We start from the raw sequence: 17,126 nt of genomic DNA on the forward strand, positions 1-17,126 counted from the left end.
CGCAACCCGCAGCAGCGACCCGGTGCCCTCCCGGAACATAGGAGACACCTTGAAGCGCGAGATCCACCCCGAGTACGTCGAGACCCAGGTCAGCTGCACCTGTGGCGCGTCGTTCACCACCCGCAGCACCCTCACCGACGGCACCATCCGTGCCGAGGTCTGCTCCGAGTGCCACCCGTTCTACACGGGCAAGCAGAAGATCCTCGACACCGGCGGCCGCGTCGCCCGCTTCGAGGCCCGCTTCGGCAAGGCCGCCGGCTCCGCCAACAAGTAGCGAGCCCCTGCGCCGGTCCACGGTCGCCCCGCGCGGGTGGCCGGGACCGGCGCTTTGGCGTCCCCGTAGCAACTGACGAAAACCAGGAGCCCCCGCATGTTCGAGGCGGTCGAGGAACTGGTCGGCGAGCACGCCGACCTCGAGAAGAAGCTGGCGGACCCCTCGGTCCACGCCGACCAGGCGAACGCGCGCAAGCTGAACAAGCGCTACGCCGAGCTGACCCCGATCGTCGGCACCTACCGCTCCTGGAAGCAGACCGGTGACGACATCGAGACCGCCCGCGAGCTGGCGCACGACGACCCCGACTTCGCCGCCGAGGTCAAGCAGCTGGAGAAGGACCGGGAGGAGCTGACCGAACGGCTCCGCCTGCTCCTCGTCCCGCGCGACCCCAGCGACGACAAGGACGTCATCCTGGAGATCAAGGCCGGCGCCGGCGGCGACGAGTCCGCGCTCTTCGCCGGCGACCTGCTCCGCATGTACCTCCGGTACGCCGAGCGCGTCGGCTGGAAGACCGAGATCATCGACGCCACCGAGTCCGAGCTCGGCGGCTACAAGGACGTCCAGGTCGCCGTGAAGACCAAGGGCGGCAACGGCGCCACCGAGCCCGGCCAGGGCGTCTGGGCGCGGCTCAAGTACGAGGGCGGGGTGCACCGCGTCCAGCGCGTGCCCGCCACCGAGTCCGCCGGCCGCATCCACACCTCCGCCGCCGGCGTGCTCGTCACGCCCGAGGCCGAGGAGGTCGAGGTCGAGGTCCACGCCAACGACCTGCGCATCGACGTCTACCGCTCGTCCGGCCCCGGCGGCCAGTCGGTCAACACCACCGACTCCGCCGTCCGCATCACCCACCTGCCGACCGGCATCGTCGCCTCCTGCCAGAACGAGAAGAGCCAGCTCCAGAACAAGGAGCAGGCCATGCGCATCCTGCGCTCCCGGCTCCTCGCCGCCGCCCAGGAGAAGGCCGAGGCCGAGGCCGCCGACGCCCGCCGCAGCCAGGTCCGCACCGTCGACCGCTCCGAGAAGATCCGGACGTACAACTTCCCGGAGAACCGCATCTCGGACCACCGCGTCGGCTTCAAGGCGTACAACCTGGACCAGGTGCTCGACGGCGACCTCGACACGATGATCCAGGCGTGCGTCGACGCCGACTCGGCGGCGAAGCTCGCCGCGGCGTAAGGCCGTCCGGCCACCACCGAGCCCCACCCCGCACCACGGAGGACCAGCGTGCAGTCACTTTCTGGGGGGCGACCCCCAGGCCCCCGCAGTCTGCTGCTCGCCGAGGTGGCCCAGGCCACCCGGCGGCTGGCCGACGCCGGCGTCCCCTCCCCGCGCTTCGACGCCGAGGAGCTCGCCGCGTTCGTGCACGGCGTCAAGCGGGGGGAGCTGCACAACGTCAAGGACGCGGACTTCGACGCCCGCTACTGGGAGACGGTCGCCCGCCGCGAGGCCCGCGAACCCCTCCAGCACATCACCGGGCGGGCGTTCTTCCGCTACCTGGAGCTCCAGGTGGGGCCCGGCGTCTTCGTGCCGCGCCCGGAGACCGAGTCGGTCGTCGGCTGGGCCATAGACGCCGTGCGCGCCATGGACGTCGTCGAGCCGCTCATCGTCGACCTGTGCACCGGCTCCGGGGCCATCGCCCTCGCCATGGCCCAGGAGGTGCCGCGCTCGCGCGTGCACGCCGTCGAGCTCTCCGACGACGCCCTCGTCTGGACCCGGAAGAACGCCGAGGGTTCCCGCGTCACCGTCCACCAGGGCGACGCGCTGACCGCCCTGCCCGACCTCGACGGCCAGGTCGACCTGGTCATCTCCAACCCGCCGTACATCCCGCTCACCGAGTGGGAGTACGTGGCGCCCGAGGCCCGCGACCACGACCCGGAGATGGCCCTCTTCTCCGGCGAGGACGGCCTCGACACCATCCGCGGCATCGAGCGCACCGCCCACCGCCTGCTCCGTCCCGGCGGCCTCGTCGTCATCGAGCACGCGGACACCCAGGGCGGCCAGGTGCCGTGGATCTTCAACGAGGAGGCCGGCTGGGCGGACGCCGCCGACCACCCCGACCTGAACAACCGGCCGCGCTTCGCGACCGCCCGCAAGGCGACACCGTGACGGCCCCGACCGTCGTCACCGCCATGACGAACCACGCGTACGAGGAGGCCGGGAACTGATGGCACGGCGATACGACTGCAACGAGGCGACCGACCGACTGACGGGCCTGCGCGAGGCCGCGTCCGCCGTCCGCCGGGGCGAACTGGTCGTGCTGCCCACCGACACCGTGTACGGGATCGGGGCGGACGCCTTCAGCAGCGAGGCCGTGGCGGACCTGCTGGCCGCCAAGGGGCGCGGCCGCAACATGCCCACGCCCGTGCTCATCGGCTCCCCGAACACCCTCCACGGCCTGGTCACCGACTTCTCCGAGCAGGCCTGGGAGCTCGTCGACGCCTTCTGGCCCGGCGCGCTCACCCTGGTCGCCAGGCACCAGCCGTCCCTCCAGTGGGACCTCGGCGACACCCGGGGCACCGTCGCCGTCCGGATGCCGCTGCACCCCGTCGCGATCGAGCTGCTCACCGAGGTCGGACCGATGGCCGTCTCCTCGGCGAACCTCACCGGCCACCCGTCGCCGGAGGACTGCGACGCCGCGCAGAACATGCTCGGCGACTCCGTCTCCGTCTACCTCGACGGCGGCCCGACGCCCGGCAACGTCCCCTCGTCCATCGTCGACGTGACCGGCCCGGTGCCGGTGCTGCTGCGGCAGGGAGCGCTCTCCGCGGAGGAGCTCCGGAAGGTCGTACCCGACCTCGAGGTGGCCAGTTGACCGCCCTTGAGGGGCGTGGCATAGCGGGGCACGACGACAGCGACACCTTCCGCATCCTCCACGTCAGCACCGGCAACGTCTGCCGCTCGCCGATCACCGAGCGGCTGACCCGCCACGCCCTGTGCGACCGGCTCGGGGACCCCCTCGGCGGCGGCCTGATCGTGGAGAGCGCGGGCACCTGGGGCCACGAGGGCGCCCCGATGGAGGCCAACGCGGAGCTGGTCCTCGCCGACTTCGGCGCGGACCACACCGGCTTCGTGGGCCGCGAGCTCCTCGACGAGCACGTCATCCGCGCGGACCTCGTCCTGACGGCGACCCGGGACCACCGGGCGCAGGTCATCTCGATGGGCCACTCGGCGGGGCTGCGCACCTTCACCCTGAAGGAGTTCACCCGCCTGGTCCGCGCCATCGACCCGGCCACGCTCCCGGACCCGCGCGACGAGGGCATGGTCGAACGCGCCCGCGCCCTGGTCCGCGCGGCCGCGGCTCTACGCGGGTGGCTCCTGGCCCCGTCCCCGGACGCGGACGAGGTCAACGACCCGTACGGCGCCCCCATCACGTTCTTCCGCTCGATCGGCGACGAGATCAACCAGGCCCTTGACCCCGTGGTGACGGCCCTGACCGGGGTGACGGCGCGGCGCTGAGTGCTCGGCGCGCGCGTCCGGCGGCCCGTACCTACATTGGTGCTGACATCCCTCCACGCCCGGAGTCAGCCATGCCGGTCACCGCGCCCCCCGAAGACGCACTCGACGTCCTGCGCCGGCAGGACCCGGAGGTCGCCGACGTGCTGCTCGGCGAGGAGCGGCGGCAGGCCGACAGCCTCCAGCTGATCGCGGCGGAGAACTTCACCTCGCCCGCCGTCCTCGCCGCCCTCGGCTCCCCGCTCGCCAACAAGTACGCCGAGGGCTACCCCGGCGCCCGGCACCACGGCGGCTGCGAGTACGCCGACGCCGTCGAGCGGATCGCCGTACAACGGGCCACCGCGCTCTTCGGAGCCGACCACGCGAACGTCCAGGCCCACTCCGGCTCCTCGGCCGTCCTGGCGGCGTACGCGGCCCTTCTCAGGCCCGGTGACACGGTCCTCGCCATGGGCCTGGAGCACGGCGGGCACCTCACCCACGGTTCGCCCGCCAACTTCTCCGGCCGCTGGTTCGACTTCGTCCCGTACGGCGTCGACGCCGAGACCGGGCTCGTCGACTACGAGCAGGTCGCCGCCCTCGCCCGCCACCACCGCCCCAAGGCGATCGTCTGCGGCTCCATCTCCTACCCCCGCCACCTCGACTACGAGGTCTTCCGCGAGATCGCCGACGAGACCGGCGCCTACCTGATCGCGGACGCGGCCCACACCATCGGCCTGGTCGCCGGGGGAGCGGCCCCCAGCCCCGTCCCGTACGCCGACGTCGTCTGCGCCACCACCCACAAGGTGCTGCGCGGCCCGCGCGGCGGAATGGTCCTGTGCGGGGAGGAGCTCGCGGGACGGATCGACCGGGCGGTGTTCCCGTTCAGCCAGGGCGGCGCCCAGATGCACACGATCGCGGCCAAGGCGGTGGCCTTCGGCGAGGCCGAGGCGCCCGCGTTCACCGCGTACGCCCACCGGGTGGTCGAGCACGCCCGGGTCCTCGCCGCCGCCCTCGCCGCCGAGGGCTTCGCGCCGACCACCGGCGGCACCGACACCCACCTCGTCACCGCCGACCCCGCCCCCCTCGGCATCGACGGGCGCACCGCCCGCGCCCGGCTCGCCGCCGCCGGCATCGTGCTCGACACCTGCGCGCTCCCGCACGGGGAGGGGCGCGGGATCCGGCTCGGCACGGCCGCCGTCACCACCCAGGGCATGGGCACCCCCGAAATGGCCAGGATCGCCGGGCTGTTCACCGCCGCGCTCCGCGACGACCCCGCGGAGACGGCTTGGGTACGGGCCGAAGTACGGGCGCTGACCGGCCGTTTTCCGCCGTACGCACACTGACCGGACCCCCGGTGCAACCGTCCGGGCGGCCCCGCGTGTCTCCCAGCACATGGACGGCACGGCTAGGGTGTGGGGCTGAGATGGCCAGCGATTCCTGTGGGGCAGCCCGTGCGTGATTACCTGCTGACGCTCTGTGTCACGGCCGCGGTGACCTATCTGCTCACCGGTCCGGTGCGGAAGTTCGCCATCGCGACCGGGGCGATGCCGGAGATCCGCGCCCGCGACGTACACCGAGAACCGACTCCGCGGCTCGGTGGCATCGCCATGTTCTTCGGGCTGTGCGCGGGTCTGCTCGTCGCCGCCCACCTGCAGAACCTCGGCAGCGTCTTCGAGCTGTCCAACGAGCCCCGCGCGCTGCTCTCCGGCGCCGCGCTGATCTGGCTGATCGGCGTCCTGGACGACAAGTTCGAGCTGGACGCGCTGATCAAGCTGGGCGCGCAGATGATCTCGGCGGGCGTCATGGTCGCGCAGGGCCTGACGATCCTGTGGCTGCCGATCCCCGGCGTCGGCGTCGTCTCCCTGACCCCCGGGCAGGGCACGCTCCTCACGGTCGCCCTGGTGGTCCTCACCATCAACGCGGTGAACTTCGTCGACGGCCTCGACGGCCTCGCCGCCGGCATGGTCTGCATCGCCGCCACCGCCTTCTTCCTGTACGCCTACCGCCTCTGGTACGGCTACACGATCGAGGCCGCCGCCCCCGCGACGCTCTTCACCGCCATCCTCATGGGCATGTGCCTGGGCTTCCTGCCGCACAACATGCACCCGGCGCGGATCTTCATGGGCGACTCCGGCTCGATGCTGATCGGCCTGATCCTGGCGGCCTCCGCCATCTCGATCACCGGCCAGGTCGACCCCGACGTGCTGAAGCTCTTCGAGGGCTCGACCCGTGAGGCCACCCACGCCGCCCTGCCGGTCTTCATCCCGCTCGTGCTGCCGCTGACGATCATCGCGATCCCGATGGCGGACCTGGTCCTGGCGATCGTGCGCCGCACCTGGAAGGGCCAGTCGCCGTTCGCGGCCGACCGCGGCCACCTGCACCACCGGCTCCTGGAGATCGGCCACTCGCACAGCCGCGCGGTGCTGATCATGTACTTCTGGTCGGCCCTGATCGCCTTCGGGACGCTGGCGTACTCGGTCCACTCGACCTCGATGTGGATCGTCCTCGGGGTCGTCGCGCTCAGCGCGATCGGCCTGGTGCTGCTCCTGATGCCGCGCTTCACGCCGCGTGCGCCCCGCTGGGCCGAGTCCGTGGTGCCGCCCCGCTACCGGCGCCGCGGGCCGGCCTCCGCCGCGGAGGCGGACGCGGAGCCGTCCCCGGAGCCCGTCACGGACGAGGACGAGCGCGTCCCGGTGCCCGCCGGCATCAACGGCGCCACCGCCATCGGCAACCGCGCGCGCTTCACCGACCGGCGGAAGGCCGGAACGCCAGGTTGACGAAAGCCGCGGCGGCGGGCATTACCAGACAAGGTGCCCCGCCGTCGTGCACACACGCGCGGTGTAACCCTCATGTGTGACAACTGGCACACCTTATGGGTAAAGACCTATTCAAATAGTTTGTGATACCGTTCACGAGACCCGGCGACAGTGCCGAAAGACCGTAGTGCGACGGTCCGTTGGCCCCGAGACCCACCTCGGACCGGGCTTACGCTCGTCCATGACGACACCATCGCCCCCTCCATCAAGCGGAGACACCGCCATGCCGTCCAGCGACGCACGCATCCTCCTGCACACCGTTGTACCCACCGCAGCCGTCGGCGTCGTCGCCACGGTCGTCAGCGGGGTGGTCGCCGGTGGCAAGGGCGCGCTCGGCGCGGTCGTCGGCACCCTGGTGGTCCTCCTCTTCATGGGGATCGGACAACTGGTTCTCCAGCGGACGGCGAAGTCGTTCCCGCACCTGTTCCAGGCGATGGGGCTGATGCTCTACACGGCCCAGCTCCTGGTGCTCTTCATCTTCCTGGCGTTGCTCAAGAACACCACGCTGTTCGACTTCAAGCCCTTCGCCTTCACGCTGCTCGCCGCCACCATCGTGTGGGTCGCCGCGCAGGCCCGGGCCTACATGAAGGCCAAGATCACTTACATCGACCCCGGAAACTCGGGGCCGAAGTCGTGAAGGGTAGGGCCGGGATAAAGCCGCGTTCGGCTTCCTGCTATCGTCCGGTGCCAACTGCGGCACTGCGGGCGCGGGCATCCGAGACGCCTGTCCCAGCGCGAGGCTCGAAGCCGAACCGCCGCCCCCTTATCCGTAAGACCAGTCCAGTGCCGACCCGCGGCTGCGTGCCGCGCCGACACAACGAGGTTGCCGTACCTATGCGCCACGCTGAAGGAGCCCGCGGTGAGTGCTGACCAGACGCTTGCCTTCGACCCGGATTGCCACATCTTCACCGGATGTGGCTTCCCGGCGCCGGGCCTGCACACGTTCATGTACGAGCCCATCGCGACGGTGGGCGGCATCGAGTTCACCAAGCCGATGCTGCTCGCCATCCTCGGCTCCATCGTGGTCGTCGGTTTCTTCTGGGCCGCCTTCAACAAGCCCAAGCTGATCCCCGGCAAGCTGCAGATGGTCGGCGAGGCCGGTTACGACTTCGTGCGCCGCGGCATCGTCTACGAGATCATCGGCAAGAAGGACGGCGAGAAGTACGTCCCCTTCATGGTGTCGCTGTTCTTCTTCGTCTGGATCATGAACCTCTGGTCGATCGTTCCGCTCGCCCAGTTCCCGGTCACCTCGCTGATCGCCTTCCCGGCCGGTCTCGCGCTGATCGTGTACGTCATGTGGATCTCGCTCACCTTCAAGAAGCACGGCTTCGTGGGCGGCTGGAAGAACATCGTCGGCTACGACAAGTCCCTCGGCGCGATCCTCCCCATGGTCGTCGTCCTCGAGTTCTTCTCGAACCTCCTCATCCGGCCCTTCACGCACGCGGTCCGACTGTTCGCGAACATGTTCGCCGGTCACCTGCTCATCGTGATGTTCTCGCTGGCCACCTGGTACCTCATGAACGGCCTGGGCTTCGTCTACGCCGGCGCCTCGTTCGTGATGGTCATCGTGATGACCGCATTCGAGCTCTTCATCCAGGCCGTCCAGGCGTACGTCTTCGTCCTCCTGGCCTGCAGCTACGTCCAGGGCGCGCTCTCCGAGCACCACTGAGCCCGACCCTCGGACGCAGTTCCCCCCGAAACCAGCAGACGTCCGGTGGCCAACCCCCACCGGGTCATTGAAAGAGAAGGAAGTAACGGCATGTCCGCTGCTCTCGAACTGATCAACCTCGCCGCCCCCGGTGACTCCGCCAAGACGACCCTGGTCGGCAACGTCGCCTCCATCGGCTACGGCCTCGCGGCCATCGGCCCCGGCGTCGGCGTCGGCATCATCTTCGGTAACGGCACCCAGGCCCTCGCCCGCCAGCCCGAGGCCGCCGGTCTGATCCGTACCAACCAGATCATGGGCTTCGCCTTCTGTGAGGCGCTCGCCCTCATCGGCATCGTCATGGGCTTCGTCTACCAGTAAGCCCGGACCGACAGCCCGATTCTTTTTACGGAAGGCACTGATGTGAACGCTCTGCTTCTTGCGGCGGCGGAGGAGCCCCAGCCTCCTCTGATCCCGCATCTTGACGAGCTCGTCATCGGCCTGATCGCCTTCGTCATCGTCTTCGGCTTCCTCGCCAAGAAGCTCCTCCCGAACATCAACAAGGTTCTGGACGAGCGCCGCGAGGCCATCGAGGGTGGCATCGAGAAGGCCGAGTCGGCCCAGATCGAGGCTCAGAGTGTGCTGGAGCAGTACAAGGCCCAGCTCGCCGAGGCCCGCCACGAGGCCGCGCGTCTTCGCCAGGAGGCGACGGAGCAGGGCACCGCGATCATCCAGGAGATGAAGGCGGAAGGCCAGCGCCAGCGCGAGGAGATCATCGCGGCCGGCCACACGCAGATCGAGGCCGACCGCAAGGCCGCGTCCGCCTCGCTGCGTCAGGACGTGGGCAAGCTCGCCACGGACCTGGCCGGCAAGCTGGTCGGCGAGTCCCTGGAGGACACCGCCCGCCAGAGCCGCACGATCGACCGCTTCCTCGACGAGCTCGAGGAGAAGGCCGAGGCCGTCCGATGAACGGAGCGAGCCGTGAAGCACTGGCAGCCGCCCGCGAGTCCCTCGACGCGCTGACCGACAACACCCCGGTCGACGCGACGAAGCTCGCGGACGAGCTCGCCGCAGTCACCGTGCTGCTCGACCGCGAGGTGTCGCTGCGCCGGGTCCTGACCGACCCCGCCCAGTCGGGTGAGGCCAAGGCCGCACTCGCGCAGCGACTCCTGACCGGTCAGGTGGGCGGCGAGACCGCCGACCTGGTCTCGGGCATGGTCCGCTCCCGCTGGTCGCGCTCGCGCGACCTGGTCGACGCGACCGAGGAGCTGGCGAACACCGCGGACCTCACCGCGGCGCAGAAGGCGGGCGCGCTGGACGGCGTCGAGGACGAGCTGTTCCGCTTCGGCCGGATCGTGTCCTCCAGCACCGAGCTCCGCTCGGCGCTGACGGACAAGGCCGCCACGGCCACCGCCAAGGGCACGCTGCTCCGCAGCCTGCTGGGCGGCAAGGCCCACGCGACCACCGAGCGCCTGGTCGTCCGTCTGGTGACCCAGCCCCGGGGACGTAGCCTGGAAGCGGGACTCGAGTCCCTGTCCAAGCTCGCCGCGGCGCGCCGGGACCGGATGGTCGCCGTCGTCACCTCGGCGGTGCCGCTGTCGGACCGGCAGAAGCAGCGCCTCGGAGGCGTCCTCGCCAAGCTGTACGGCCGGGAGATGCACCTGAACCTGGACGTGGACCCCGCGGTCCTCGGTGGGATCACCGTGCGGATCGGTGACGAGGTCATCGACGGCTCCATCGCGGAGCGCCTCGGCGAGGCGACCCGTCGACTGGCCGGCTGACGCGGTCACCACAGCAGAAAAGCATCACAGCATCACCAGCGGCCCGGTTGGGCCGTGCAGAGATTGCAGAAGATTCCTGGGGGTCGGCCCCCAGACCCCTTAAGAAACTTCGGGCCCAACAAGGAGAGCAGGGAACCCAGATGGCGGAGCTCACGATCCGGCCGGAGGAGATCCGGGACGCACTGGAGACCTTTGTCCAGTCGTACCAGCCGGACGCGGCCTCGCGCGAGGAGGTCGGCACGGTCAGCCTGGCCGGTGACGGCATCGCGAAGGTCGAGGGTCTTCCCTCGGCCATGGCGAACGAGCTGCTGAAGTTCGAGGACGGCACCCTCGGTCTCGCGCTGAACCTCGAAGAGCGCGAGATCGGTGCGATCGTCCTCGGCGAGTTCAGCGGCATCGAGGAGGGGCAGTCGGTGCAGCGCACCGGCGAGGTCCTCTCCGTCGGTGTCGGCGAGGGATACCTCGGCCGCGTTGTCGACCCGCTCGGCAACCCGATCGACGGTCTCGGCGAGATCGCGACCGAGGGCCGCCGCGCCCTCGAGCTGCAGGCCCCGGGCGTCATGGCCCGTAAGTCGGTGCACGAGCCGATGGAGACCGGTTACAAGGCCGTCGACGCCATGACGCCGGTCGGCCGCGGTCAGCGCCAGCTGATCATCGGCGACCGCCAGACCGGCAAGACCGCGCTGTGCGTCGACACGATCATCAACCAGCGCGACAACTGGCGCTCGGGCGACGTGAACAAGCAGGTCCGCTGCATCTACGTCGCCGTCGGCCAGAAGGGCTCGACCATCGCGTCCGTGCGCGGCGCCCTGGAAGAGGCCGGTGCGCTCGAGTACACGACGATCGTCGCCGCCCCGGCGTCCGACCCGGCCGGCTTCAAGTACCTGGCGCCGTACACGGGCTCGGCCATCGGCCAGCACTGGATGTACCAGGGCAAGCACGTCCTGATCGTCTTCGACGACCTGTCGAAGCAGGCCGACGCCTACCGCGCCGTGTCGCTGCTGCTGCGCCGCCCGCCGGGCCGTGAGGCCTACCCGGGTGACGTCTTCTACCTGCACTCCCGTCTCCTCGAGCGCTGCGCGAAGCTCTCGGACGAGCTGGGTGCCGGCTCGATGACCGGTCTGCCGATCGTCGAGACCAAGGCGAACGACGTCTCGGCGTTCATCCCGACCAACGTCATCTCCATCACCGACGGCCAGTGCTTCCTGGAGTCCGACCTGTTCAACGCCGGCCAGCGCCCGGCCCTGAACGTCGGCATCTCGGTCTCCCGAGTCGGTGGCTCCGCCCAGCACCCGGCCATGAAGCAGATCGCCGGCCGCCTCCGCGTGGACCTCGCCCAGTTCCGTGAGCTGGAGGCCTTCGCGGCCTTCGGTTCCGACCTGGACGCGGCCTCGAAGGCGCAGCTGGAGCGCGGTCAGCGGATGGTCGAGCTGCTCAAGCAGGCTCAGTACCAGCCGATGCCCACGGAGAACCAGGTCGTCTCGGTCTGGGCCGGCACCACCGGCAAGATGGACGACGTCCCGGTCGCCGACATCCGCCGCTTCGAGGCCGAGCTCCTGGCGTACCTGCGCCAGAACCACTCCGGTCTCATGACCTCCATCCGCGAGGGCAAGAAGATGTCGGACGACACCCTCACGGCCGTCGCCGACGCCATCGCGGAGTTCAAGCAGCAGTTCGAGACGTCCGACGGCAAGCTGCTCGGCGCGGACGCCCCTGCCGCCGTCAACGTCTCGAAGTGACGACGGAAGGGACCTGACTCATGGGAGCGCAGCTCCGGGTCTACAAGCGTCGCATCAAATCCGTCACCGCGACGAAGAAGATCACCAAGGCGATGGAGATGATCGCCGCCTCGCGTGTCGTCAAGGCGCAGCGCAAGGTGCAGGCGTCGACCCCGTACGCGACCGAGCTCACCCGCGCGGTCACGGCGGTGGCCACGGGTGCGAACGACAAGCACCCGCTGACCACCGAGGCGGAGAACCCCAGCCGTGCCGCGGTCCTGCTCCTGTCGAGCGACCGCGGTCTGGCCGGCGCCTTCAACTCCAACGCCATCAAGGCGGTGGAGAAGCTCATCAAGGAGCTGGAGGGCAAGGGCCGTACGGTCGACGTCTACGTCGTCGGTCGCCGCGGTGTCGCGCACTTCAACTTCCGTGAGCGGAAGCTGAGCGACACGTGGACCGGCTTCACGGACGAGCCCACGTACGCGGACGCCAAGAAGATCGCGGCACCGCTGATCGAGGCGATCGAGAAGGACACGGCCGAGGGTGGTGTGGACGAGCTCCACATCGTCTACACCGAGTTCGTCTCGATGATGACCCAGACGGCCATCGAGGCCCGGCTGCTGCCCCTCAGCCTCGACGAGGTGGCGAAGGAGGCCGGCGAGCCGGACACCCTCCGTCCGCTGTACGACTTCGAGCCGTCGGCGGAGGACGTCCTCGACGCCCTGCTGCCGCGCTACGTCGAGAGCCGGATCTACAACGCGCTGCTCCAGTCGGCTGCCTCCAAGCACGCCGCCACGCGCCGCGCGATGAAGTCGGCCACCGACAACGCGGGAGACTTGATCAACAACCTCTCCCGACTTGCCAACGCGGCCCGCCAGGCCGAAATCACCCAGGAAATCAGCGAGATCGTCGGTGGCACCGCAGCCCTGGCCGACGCGACCGCGGGGAGTGACAAGTAATGACGACCACTGTTGAGACGGCCGCCGCCACGGGCCGCGTCGCCCGGGTCATCGGCCCGGTCGTCGACGTGGAGTTCCCCGTCGACGCGATGCCGGAGATCTACAACGCCCTGCACGTCGAGGTCGCCGACCCGGCCGAGGAGGGCAAGCTCAAGACGCTGACCCTCGAGGTCGCGCAGCACCTCGGTGACGGCATCGTCCGCACCATCTCCATGCAGCCCACCGACGGTCTGGTCCGCCAGGCCCCCGTGGTCGACACCGGCGACGGCATCACGGTGCCCGTCGGCGACGTCACCAAGGGTCGCGTGTTCAACACGCTGGGCCAGATCCTGAACGAGCCCGAGGCGGAGTCGGAGGTCGGCGAGCGCTGGTCCATCCACCGCAAGGCCCCGGCGTTCGCGGACCTCGAGTCGAAGACCGAGATGTTCGAGACCGGCCTGAAGGTCGTCGACCTCCTCACCCCGTACGTCAAGGGTGGAAAGATCGGTCTGTTCGGTGGCGCCGGTGTCGGCAAGACCGTTCTGATCCAGGAAATGATCATGCGTGTGGCCAAGCTGCACGAGGGCGTTTCCGTCTTCGCCGGCGTCGGCGAGCGCACCCGTGAGGGCAACGACCTCATCGCGGAAATGGAAGAGTCCGGCGTTCTGGACAAGACCGCCCTGGTCTTCGGCCAGATGGACGAGCCCCCGGGCACCCGTCTCCGCGTCGCCCTCGCCGGTCTGACCATGGCGGAGTACTTCCGCGATGTGCAGAAGCAGGACGTGCTGTTCTTCATCGACAACATCTTCCGCTTCACCCAGGCCGGTTCCGAGGTGTCGACCCTGCTCGGCCGCATGCCCTCCGCGGTGGGCTACCAGCCGAACCTGGCCGACGAGATGGGTCTCCTCCAGGAGCGCATCACCTCGACCCGTGGTCACTCGATCACCTCGATGCAGGCGATCTACGTCCCCGCCGACGACCTCACCGACCCGGCGCCGGCGACCACCTTCGCCCACCTCGACGCGACGACGGTTCTCTCCCGTCCGATCTCCGAGAAGGGCATCTACCCGGCCGTGGACCCGCTGGACTCCACGTCCCGGATCCTGGACCCGCGCTACATCGCGCAGGAGCACTACGACGCCGCCACGCGCGTCAAGGGGATCCTGCAGAAGTACAAGGACCTCCAGGACATCATCGCGATCCTCGGTATCGACGAGCTCAGCGAGGAGGACAAGCTCGTCGTCCACCGCGCGCGCCGCGTCGAGCGCTTCCTGTCGCAGAACACCCACGCCGCCAAGCAGTTCACCGGTGTGGACGGTTCGGACGTTCCGCTCGACGAGTCGATCGCCGCGTTCAACGCGATCTGCGACGGTGAGTTCGACCACTTCCCGGAGCAGGCCTTCTTCATGTGTGGTGGTCTTGAGGACCTCAAGAAGAACGCCAAGGAGCTCGGCGTCTCCTGAGCCCCGTGCTCGCCTTGAGGGGGGCGGGATCCGTCCCGCCCCCCTCTCCACGCCCCCTAGAATTGACCCCAACACCCGGCACGACCGCCGGGTGGTGACCCGAGGAGCCACCCTTGGCTGCTGAGCTGCACGTCGAGCTGGTCGCCGCGGACCGGAGTGTCTGGTCCGGCGAGGCCACCCTGGTCATCGCGCGTACCACCTCCGGCGACATCGGCGTCATGCCCGGCCACCAGCCGCTGCTCGGTGTGCTGGAGTCGGGCCCGGTGACCATCCGTACGAGTGAGGGCGCGACCGTCGTCGCCGCCGTCCACGGTGGATTCATCTCGTTCGCGGACGACAAGCTGTCGCTGCTCGCGGAGGTCTGCGAGCTGGCGGACGAGATCGACGCCCAGCGCGCCGAACGCGCGCTGGAGCGCGCCAAGACGGACTCCGACGCCGCCGCCGAGCGGCGCGCCGAGGTCCGGCTGCGCGCGGTATCGGTCCGCTGACGGTCCGCGCAGAGTAGTGCCCTCAGCCGCGGCACGGCTGGAATTTTCCAGACCGTGCCGCGGCTGAGGCGATGCAGGTGCAGGTTGTATTCGGTTCGGCCGGCGGGTTCGGCCACGGGACGCAGCGAGGAGGTCGGTGAAGATGTTCCTCGCTCTGCTCGTGTGCGGCCTGGTCGTCGCACTGGTGGTGATCGGGCTCTTCGTCTTCGGCTTGCGCCGGAGACTGATCCAGAAGGCCGGCGGGACGTTCGACTGTTCCCTGCGCTGGAACGTCCCCGACGAGCCGGATCCGGCCGGCAAGGGCTGGGTGTACGGCGTCGCCCGCTACAGCGGTGACGAGATCGCCTGGTTCCGCGTCTTCTCGTACGCGCCCCGTCCGCGCCGGGTCCTGGAGCGCTCCTCCATCGTGGCCCTGGAGCGCCGGACGCCGGCGGGCGAGGAGGAGCTCGCGCTGCTCTCGGACGCGGTGATCCAGCCCTGTATGTACGAGGGCGTCCGCCTGGAGCTCGCGATGAGCGAGGACGCCCGGACGGGCTTCATGGCCTGGCTGGAGGCGGCGCCTCCGGGGCAGAGGGTCAACGTCGCGTAGGCCTGTATGACGACGGAAGCGGGGGACGGCGTGCTGCGCCGTCCCCCGCTTCTTCGTTCTCGTACGGGCTAGCTCAGGCCGCTGTTGATCGCGCCGACCAGCTCGCCGTTGGTGGTGTCACCGCTGAACTCCCAGAAGAAGGCACCGCCCAGGCCCTGGGTCTTGGCCCAGCCCATCTTGGACGTGACCGTGGCCGGGGTGTCGTAGCTCCACCAGTTGGTGCCGCAGTGGGCGTACGCGGTGCCGGCGATCGTGCCGGTGGCCGGGCAGGTGTTCTTGAGGACCTTGTAGTCCTCGATGCCCGCCTCGTACGTGCCGGGCGCCGCGCCCGTCGCCGTGCCGCCCGGGGCGGACTGGGTGACGCCGGTCCAGCCGCGGCCGTAGAAGCCGATGCCGAGCAGCAGCTTGCTGGCCGGGACGCCCTTCGCCTTGAACTTGGCGATCGCGTCGGCGGAGTTGAAGCCCGCCTGCGGGATGCCGGAGTACGAGGTGAGCGGGGAGTGCGGGGCGGTCGGGCCCTTGGCGTCCCAGGCGCCGAAGAAGTCGTACGTCATGACGTTGAGCCAGTCGTAGTACGGGGCGGCGCCGGCGTAGTCGGCGGCGTCGATCTTGCCGCCGGCGGAGCCGTCGGCCGTGACGGCCGCGGTCACCAGGTTGTTGGCGCCGAACTTGGCGCGCATGGCCTGCATCATGTTCTTGAAGGAGGCCGGGCCGCTGGTGTCACAGGTGAGACCGCAGGCGTTGGGGTACTCCCAGTCCAGGTCGATGCCGTCGAAGACGTCGGCCCAGCGCGGGTCCTCGACCAGGTCGTAGCAGGACTGGGCGAAGGCGGTCGGGTTCTGCACGGCCTGGCCGAAGCCGCCGGACCAGGTCCAGCCGCCGAAGGACCACAGGACCTTGATGTTCGGGTACGCCTTCTTCAGCTTGCGCAGCTGGTTGAAGTTGCCGCGCAGCGGCTGGTCCCAGGTGTCGGCGACGCCGTCGACCGACTGGTCGGCGGTGTACGCCTTGTCGTAGTCGGCGTAGGAGTCGCCGATGGTGCACTTGCCGCCCTGGACGTTGCCGAAGGCGTAGTTGATGTGGGTGATCTTGGACGCGGAGCCCGAGGTCACGATGTTCTTCACGTGGTAGTTGCGCCCGTAGACGCCCCAGTTGGTGAAGTAGCCCAGCTTGACCGCGTTCGGCGGCGGCGGGACGTCCGGGCCTCCGGTGGTGCGCACCGCGACGGGTCCGGCGGCGGGGCCGGTCTGGTCGATGGTGTCGCGGGCGACGACCGTGTAGCTGTAGTCGGTGCCGGCGGTCAGGCCCGTGTCGGTGTAGGTGAGGGCCGTGGTGGTGGTGACCTTCGTGCCGTTGCGCAGCACGTCGTAGTTCTTGACGCCCTTGTCGTCGGTGGCCGCGGTCCAGGTGAGCTTCGCCGAGGTGTTGGTGACGTTCGAGGCGACCGGGGTGCCGGGGGCGGAGGGCGGGTTGTCGCCCGGCTGGGTGGAGCCGTCGCACGGGGCGCCGTTGATCTTACAACCGCTGGGCGCGCCGGGGCCCGTGCCGTTGTAGCCGAAGGAGACGGAGGCGCCGGGGGCGAGGGTGCCGTTCCAGCCGACGTTCTTGGCGGTCCAGTGGGTGCCGGAGCTGGTGACGGTGGCGTCCCAGGCGGAGGTGACCGCGGTGCCGGCGGGGTAGTCCCACTCGACGGTCCAGGAGGTCAGGGCGGTGGTTCCGGTGTTCTTGACGGTCCAGTTGCCGCCGAAGCCGGAGCCCCAGTCCTGGGTCTTGGTGTAGGTGGCCGTGGCCGAGGTGGCCGCTTCGGCGGGGGTGGCGAGGCCGACCATGGCGGCCAGGGGCAGGACGAGGGCGGTCAGACCGGCAGCGGCCCGGTGTCTGAACCCTGCTCTGCGCGTCGGTGCTTGAGTGCTCAACGGTGCTCCTCAAGTTGCGGACGGGGTGGGGGTGGTCCGTGGAGATGCGCGCGCCCCGCGAGCGTAGGA

18 protein-coding genes are annotated in these 17,126 nt (G+C 69.8%); 17 read left to right on the forward strand and 1 reads right to left on the reverse strand.

The features are described from left to right. Positions 1 to 49: 49 nt before the first annotated feature. The 17 genes from rpmE to AB0398_RS03260 all read left to right on the forward strand — a co-directional run bounded on the left by rpmE (position 50) and on the right by AB0398_RS03260 (position 15,141). Complete coding sequence (gene rpmE, locus AB0398_RS03180; protein ID WP_030218896.1) at positions 50 to 274, forward strand: 50S ribosomal protein L31; 225 nt, start codon at positions 50 to 52, stop codon at positions 272 to 274. Positions 275 to 370: 96 nt separating this feature from the next. Next, on the forward strand, positions 371 to 1,447 hold the full coding sequence (gene prfA / locus AB0398_RS03185; RefSeq protein WP_366371937.1) for a peptide chain release factor 1: 1,077 nt from the start codon (positions 371 to 373) through the stop codon (positions 1,445 to 1,447). A 48-nt stretch (positions 1,448 to 1,495) separates the two neighbouring features. Then, a complete protein-coding gene (gene prmC, locus AB0398_RS03190) occupies positions 1,496 to 2,377 on the forward strand; it encodes a peptide chain release factor N(5)-glutamine methyltransferase (RefSeq protein WP_366371939.1) in 882 nt (293 codons plus the stop codon). Between the two features lie 58 nt (positions 2,378 to 2,435). Continuing rightward, positions 2,436 to 3,083, forward strand: a complete 648-nt coding sequence (locus AB0398_RS03195; RefSeq protein ID WP_053648610.1) for an L-threonylcarbamoyladenylate synthase — start codon at positions 2,436 to 2,438, stop codon at positions 3,081 to 3,083. After that, positions 3,080 to 3,727, forward strand: coding sequence for a protein-tyrosine-phosphatase (locus AB0398_RS03200; RefSeq protein ID WP_366371941.1), 648 nt, complete (start codon positions 3,080 to 3,082; stop codon positions 3,725 to 3,727). The genes AB0398_RS03195 and AB0398_RS03200 overlap by 4 nt, the downstream gene beginning before the upstream one ends. Before the next feature lie 71 nt (positions 3,728 to 3,798). Next, positions 3,799 to 5,046, forward strand: a complete 1,248-nt coding sequence (gene glyA / locus AB0398_RS03205) for a serine hydroxymethyltransferase (RefSeq protein ID WP_366371942.1) — start codon at positions 3,799 to 3,801, stop codon at positions 5,044 to 5,046. Positions 5,047 to 5,154: 108 nt separating this feature from the next. Continuing rightward, positions 5,155 to 6,480 carry an MraY family glycosyltransferase gene (locus AB0398_RS03210; RefSeq protein ID WP_366371944.1) on the forward strand — a complete coding sequence of 442 codons (1,326 nt, stop codon included), beginning with the start codon at positions 5,155 to 5,157 and terminating at the stop codon, positions 6,478 to 6,480. A gap of 262 nt (positions 6,481 to 6,742) precedes the next feature. Beyond that, entirely contained in the window at positions 6,743 to 7,156 is a 414-nt protein-coding gene (locus AB0398_RS03215) for a hypothetical protein (protein WP_366371945.1), read from the forward strand. Positions 7,157 to 7,378: 222 nt separating this feature from the next. Continuing rightward, positions 7,379 to 8,188, forward strand: a complete 810-nt coding sequence (atpB, locus tag AB0398_RS03220; protein WP_125661766.1) for a F0F1 ATP synthase subunit A — start codon at positions 7,379 to 7,381, stop codon at positions 8,186 to 8,188. 90 nt (positions 8,189 to 8,278) lie between these two features. Continuing rightward, positions 8,279 to 8,545 carry an ATP synthase F0 subunit C gene (gene atpE / locus AB0398_RS03225; protein WP_366371947.1) on the forward strand — a complete coding sequence of 89 codons (267 nt, stop codon included), beginning with the start codon at positions 8,279 to 8,281 and terminating at the stop codon, positions 8,543 to 8,545. Between the two features lie 42 nt (positions 8,546 to 8,587). Beyond that, positions 8,588 to 9,133 carry a F0F1 ATP synthase subunit B gene (locus AB0398_RS03230; protein ID WP_366371949.1) on the forward strand — a complete coding sequence of 182 codons (546 nt, stop codon included), beginning with the start codon at positions 8,588 to 8,590 and terminating at the stop codon, positions 9,131 to 9,133. Continuing rightward, on the forward strand, positions 9,130 to 9,945 hold the full coding sequence (locus AB0398_RS03235) for a F0F1 ATP synthase subunit delta (protein ID WP_366371950.1): 816 nt from the start codon (positions 9,130 to 9,132) through the stop codon (positions 9,943 to 9,945). The genes AB0398_RS03230 and AB0398_RS03235 overlap by 4 nt, the downstream gene beginning before the upstream one ends. 140 nt (positions 9,946 to 10,085) lie before the next feature. Beyond that, on the forward strand, positions 10,086 to 11,684 hold the full coding sequence (atpA, locus tag AB0398_RS03240) for a F0F1 ATP synthase subunit alpha (protein ID WP_125661757.1): 1,599 nt from the start codon (positions 10,086 to 10,088) through the stop codon (positions 11,682 to 11,684). Positions 11,685 to 11,704: 20 nt separating this feature from the next. Next, positions 11,705 to 12,622 (forward strand): F0F1 ATP synthase subunit gamma, encoded by a 918-nt coding sequence (locus AB0398_RS03245; protein WP_366371952.1) that lies wholly within the window; start codon positions 11,705 to 11,707, stop codon positions 12,620 to 12,622. Continuing rightward, on the forward strand, positions 12,622 to 14,064 hold the full coding sequence (atpD, locus tag AB0398_RS03250) for a F0F1 ATP synthase subunit beta (protein WP_366371954.1): 1,443 nt from the start codon (positions 12,622 to 12,624) through the stop codon (positions 14,062 to 14,064). Before AB0398_RS03245 ends, atpD begins: the two co-directional genes overlap by 1 nt. 113 nt (positions 14,065 to 14,177) lie before the next feature. Next, a complete protein-coding gene (locus AB0398_RS03255) occupies positions 14,178 to 14,552 on the forward strand; it encodes a F0F1 ATP synthase subunit epsilon (RefSeq protein WP_188269236.1) in 375 nt (124 codons plus the stop codon). A gap of 142 nt (positions 14,553 to 14,694) precedes the next feature. Then, positions 14,695 to 15,141 carry a DUF2550 domain-containing protein gene (locus AB0398_RS03260; RefSeq protein WP_366371956.1) on the forward strand — a complete coding sequence of 149 codons (447 nt, stop codon included), beginning with the start codon at positions 14,695 to 14,697 and terminating at the stop codon, positions 15,139 to 15,141. A gap of 68 nt (positions 15,142 to 15,209) precedes the next feature. Here the strand turns inward: AB0398_RS03260 and AB0398_RS03265 are convergent, their stop codons facing one another. Then, on the reverse strand, positions 15,210 to 16,970 hold the full coding sequence (locus AB0398_RS03265; protein WP_366372347.1) for a glycoside hydrolase family 18 chitinase: 1,761 nt from the start codon (positions 16,968 to 16,970) through the stop codon (positions 15,210 to 15,212). Between the last annotated feature and the right edge of the window lie 156 nt (positions 16,971 to 17,126).

It is taken from the genome of Streptomyces sp. NPDC086147, from assembly GCF_040702165.1.
In the GTDB taxonomy this organism is placed as follows: Bacteria; Actinomycetota; Actinomycetes; order Streptomycetales; family Streptomycetaceae; genus Streptomyces.